The organism is Pirellulales bacterium (assembly GCA_035939775.1).
Taxonomy (GTDB): Bacteria; Planctomycetota; Planctomycetia; order Pirellulales; family DATAWG01; genus DASZFO01.
In genome coordinates, this window is record DASZFO010000306.1 from 1 (window position 1) to 4,360 (window position 4,360).

Consider the following 4,360-nt stretch of genomic DNA (forward strand, 5'->3'; position numbering starts at 1 on the left):
AGCGGAAGACGGCAGGGCGGCGGACGAGGAAGTGAGTGACAATACTGTAAATCCTGTCAAGAATAGACGAAGCATTTTTTGACAGGATTAACAGGATTTACGGGATTTGACTGCTGACTTAGTGACGCCCGAGCAGCTCCATTTCTTCATGTTCGCTTCCGCCGACTACGAGCTGCTCGATTTCGGCGAGGGGCGAAAGCTGGAGCGTTTTGGCTCGATGATGCTCGACCGCCCGGCGCCAGCGGCTGGAGAGGTTGCCCGCTCCCAGCCGGAGCTTTGGTCGCAAGCGACAGCGCGGTTCGAGGTTGTCGGCGATCCACGCGGTGGAGAGCGCGGAAGATGGATTCCGTGCGATGCGCTGCCGGAGCGATGGACGGTCGCGTTCGGTCCGCTTCGTTTTGAACTCAAGCCGACCGATTTCGGGCATGTCGGCGTCTTCCCCGAACAGGCGGCGAATTGGAAGTGGATCGCACGGCAGGTTCGCGCGCCGGCGGCCGAAAGCCCGCGCCTTAAGGTTTTGAACCTCTTCGCCCATACCGGCGGGAGCACGTTGGCGGCCGCTGCGGTCGGGGCCGAGGTCGTTCACGTCGATAGCGCTCGCAATGTGGTCGCGTGGGCCGGGCGAAATGCGGAACTATCCGGACTCGCCTCCGCGCCGATCCGCTGGATCGTGGAAGACGCCGCGCGGTTCGTCCGCCGCGAGCTGAAGCGCGGCAATCGCTACGACGCCGTGATCCTCGATCCTCCCAGCTTCGGCCACGGCCCAGCCGGCGAAACGTGGAAGCTCGAAGACGACCTGCCTGCGCTCTTGGCCGCCTGCACCGAACTGACCGCCGGCCGACGCCGGTTCGTCCTGCTAACCTGCCACACGCAGAGCGTCACACCGGCAGCGGCGAGAGAATTGCTAAGCGCGGCCTTCATGAAGGCGCCGCCAGAATCCGACCGCTGCATTTCCGTTTGTGCGGATCGAGTTGCAGCCGGCGAATTATCTATTGAATCCGCATCGGAAAACCGGCTGCCCTGCGGCGTCCACGCCCGTTGTTCCGCCGAATAACGGCCAAATGCCTATGGAAGACATCACCAGTTTGCAAAACCAGCGCGTCAAGGATGCCGCAAAACTTCGCGAGCGGCGGGAGCGGCGCAAGCAAGGGCAGGTGCTCATTGACGGCGGGCGCGAAGTTCGCCGGGCGATTGAAGCTGGCGTCGACCTCGCCGAGGTGTTTCTCTGTGAATCGCTCTGTCGCTCGAGCGATTGCCGATGGGTGCTCGAGCGGCTCGCGACGCTGCCAGTGCGGCAATCGCGCGTCACGCCCGCCGTGTTCGAGAAAATGGTTTTTGGCGAACGGGCCGAAGGTATCCTGGCGATTGCGAAAACGCCCGAGCGCTCACTGGCCGATATCCAATTGCCGGCCAACCCGCTGGTGGCGGTTCTCGAAGGAGTCGAAAAGCCGGGGAACATCGGCGCCGTGCTGCGCAGCGCCGATGCCGCGGGCGTCTCGGCCCTGATCATCGCCGACGGCGGCACCGATCTCTTCAATCCGAACACGATCCGGGCGAGTCTGGGGGCGGTTTTCACGGTGCCCGTTGGCACGGCTCCGGCGACCGCCGTCCGCGATTGGCTGGTCGCACAACGGATCAGCGTCTTCGTCGCCCGCGTTGACGCAAAAACGAATTACGCCGACGTTGATCTCTCGCGCCCCGCCGCCATCGTGCTCGGCAGCGAATCGGAAGGGTTAACTCAGCTCTGGAGCGGACCGAGCGTGAGCCCGATTCGGCTACCGATGCGTGGCGACGTCGATAGCCTAAACGTCTCGGCTGCCGCCGCGGTGCTGTTTTACGAAGCCTTGCGGCAGAGAGACAAGCCAGCGGGCCGGAAGTGACATCCACTTGTCCGCGGCCAATCTCATTCTTCGCACAGCGGCGGGGTTAGCGGCGCGGAGTAACACCGTGGAGAGCGTCCCCTACAGGCGGATCTCATTCTTCGCGCAGAGCTGGAATCAGGGGCGCGCGGAGCGTCGTGCGGACGGCCAGCAGGCCGGCGAAGAGACCGACCACGAGGACCAAGATCAGGGTGCCGGCGAGCCAAAGCCAGGGAGTTGTCGCGCTGCCGCCGATGAGCTGGGGAAGGATTGCGACGAGGGCGGCGATGGTGCCGGTCAAGAGGCCGGCTAGCAGTAGGGCGGCGTTTTCCAGCATGACCAGGCTGGCCAGTCGCCGGCGCCGGAAGCCGACCGCCCGCATCAGGGCCAATTCGCCGCGGCGCTCGAGCACGCTCCGCAACTGCACGACCGCCAGCCCGACCGTGCCCAACAACAGTCCGAGACCTCCCAGGCTTTGGAACGTCGAAAGATACGTGTTCTGCACCGCCATGAATGATTCGAGCCGGTGAGAAGACGTCTCGGCGTCGAAGCCGTAATCGCCGAGCGCGCTATCCAACGCTTGGCGAACTTCCGAAGGGCGTTGTTGCTTCGTGTCGATCAAGAAAACTCGCTGGCCGCTCGTCTCGGGGAACAGCCGCAATAGGTCGGATTCGCGCATGAGCAGGTCCCCCTGGAACAAGCTGTTCTTGAGCAGCCCGACCACCTGTAGCCGAACCTTCCGGCCAAGCGAATCGGTAATGTCGTATGTCGAGCCGACGCCGCCGAGATGCAGGCTGTAAGTGGCCGTGTTCTCATCGAGCACGACGGGGACGGCGGCCGCGCCGCTCTCCGACTTCGCCGCTGCCTCGATCAAGAGCCACGGATTCTCGCGCTCTTGATCAGTCGTCGCCGACGAGCCGGACCACTCGAAACCGTCGTGCTTCACGAACTCCGGTGTTACGCCGACAATTCGCGGCTGCCGCGGCTGGTAAAGATTCAAGCAGCTCGCATCATCGCCGGCTTGCACGCGCAGCCCGATGATCTCGGTTTCGGCGAGCTGCTTCTCCGCGTCAGAATCGAAGCTCAGTTCCCCGCGACCCGCTGGGGTATTCAAGTCTTGATAGATTGGCTGATCGGTCTCGGCATAGAGGGCAAAACCGCCGTCGCCACTGTGCAGTGATGCGCCTGCTCGCGGCGGCTCGAGCCGAAACGCGCTGATCGAAACGATCAGGAAGCTGGCCGCGGCCATCAAGCCGATGGTGAGCGTGCTGCGCAGCGGATGCCGGGCGCCGTTGCGAACCGCCAGCCGCGACAGAGTGCCTCGCGATTCGAGCCGCGCCGCGCCGCGATCCGCTCGCAATTGGTCCCAGATGAGAGCCAACATGGCGGAAAGCACAAGGAATCCGCTCGTAAAGAACACTCCGGCCTGTTCCTCGCCGCTCGTCCGCCCGCCGAGCAGCGTGACGAGCGCGATCGCCAGAAGCAATGCGGAAACGCAGCCGATGCGCGTCCAATTCGCCCGTCGCCGATCGGTTCCCTCTCCCTCTGGGAGAGGGTTAGGGTGAGGGGAACCTGCCAGTGGAACCCGACCGTCTTCAGCGCTTTCCGGGTCGCGATTGCCCTCACCCCGGCCCTCTCCCAGAGGGAGAGGGAGTAAGATTCGGCTGCGCCGAATGATTTGCGGAGGCTCAGCCGCTTCTCCCGAGAGCAGCCGGCGGACGGAGACGCGGCCTTGCTGCCGCAGCGCCAAGGCAATGGTCACGAGCGACACCAATACGCCGGCGGCAAAACCGATGAGCAAGCTTTCGCCGGTCACGTAGAGCTGCAAGAAGGGAGTGACGACCGCCGCCAGCCACCAGGTCCGCAGACCTTCGATCATCAGCCAGGCATAACCCAGGCCGGCGGCAACGCCCAGCGATCCACCGATAAGCGAAACCACGAATCCTTCGGCTACGAGCAGCCGGCGAATCTTGCGGCGGCTGAATCCAATGGCCAGGAGCGTGCCAATCTCGCCGGCGCGGCCATCGATCCCCAATTTGAACAACAGCGCCACGAGCATCACGGCCGCCGCGATGATGAAAAAGCTGAATCCGAGAAAGAGCAGATTGAACGGCGTCGTGCCGCTGGCCGCCATGAGTCCCAATCGCTTGACCGGCAGAAACTCGAATCCGAGTTTGGTCGGATCGAGTTCGGCTTCCAGTCGTTTCGTGAGGGTCTCGACCGTCATTCCCGACCGCGGCGGAATTCGCCACGTCGTCGTATCGCCGAAGCGGCTGCTCCATAGCCGTCGGCCGGTCGCGAGCGAGAGGAAGGCCTTGGGAGTCGCATGGTACTTCTGCCAATAGAGATCGTCCTCATTGTGCGGCGGACGGCTGCGCACGCGATCCGGATAAAACTTGAACGGGGGATTCCAATTGGCGATCGACTTTTTGTCTGTGACGCCTTTCAATTCCGGGGTCAGATTTGGATCGGCCGCGGCGCCGTCCAATTCCACGATCGAC

The 4,360-nt window shown here is 63.5% G+C and carries 3 protein-coding genes; 2 read left to right on the forward strand and 1 reads right to left on the reverse strand.

Translation table 11 applies throughout. The annotated features are described in order from the left end of the window. The first annotated feature begins 106 nt into the window (after window positions 1–106). Together VGY55_18995 and VGY55_19000 are read left to right on the forward strand one after the other, a co-directional pair. On the forward strand, window positions 107–1,054 hold the full coding sequence (locus VGY55_18995; protein ID HEV2972067.1) for a class I SAM-dependent methyltransferase: 948 nt from the start codon (window positions 107–109) through the stop codon (window positions 1,052–1,054). 7 nt (window positions 1,055–1,061) lie between these two features. Next, a complete protein-coding gene (locus VGY55_19000; GenBank protein ID HEV2972068.1) occupies window positions 1,062–1,880 on the forward strand; it encodes a TrmH family RNA methyltransferase in 819 nt (272 codons plus the stop codon). A gap of 94 nt (window positions 1,881–1,974) precedes the next feature. Here VGY55_19000 and VGY55_19005 read toward each other — a convergent pair. Continuing rightward, window positions 1,975–4,360: ABC transporter permease (locus VGY55_19005; protein ID HEV2972069.1), on the reverse strand; the 2,386-nt coding region annotated here is incomplete at its 5' end.

What these genes read in the sequence shown, in the direction of transcription:
- VGY55_19000 (HEV2972068.1), top strand. Translation starts at nt 1,062, where the DNA reads ATGCCTATGGAAGACATCACCAGTTTGCAAAACCAGCGCGTCAAGGAT.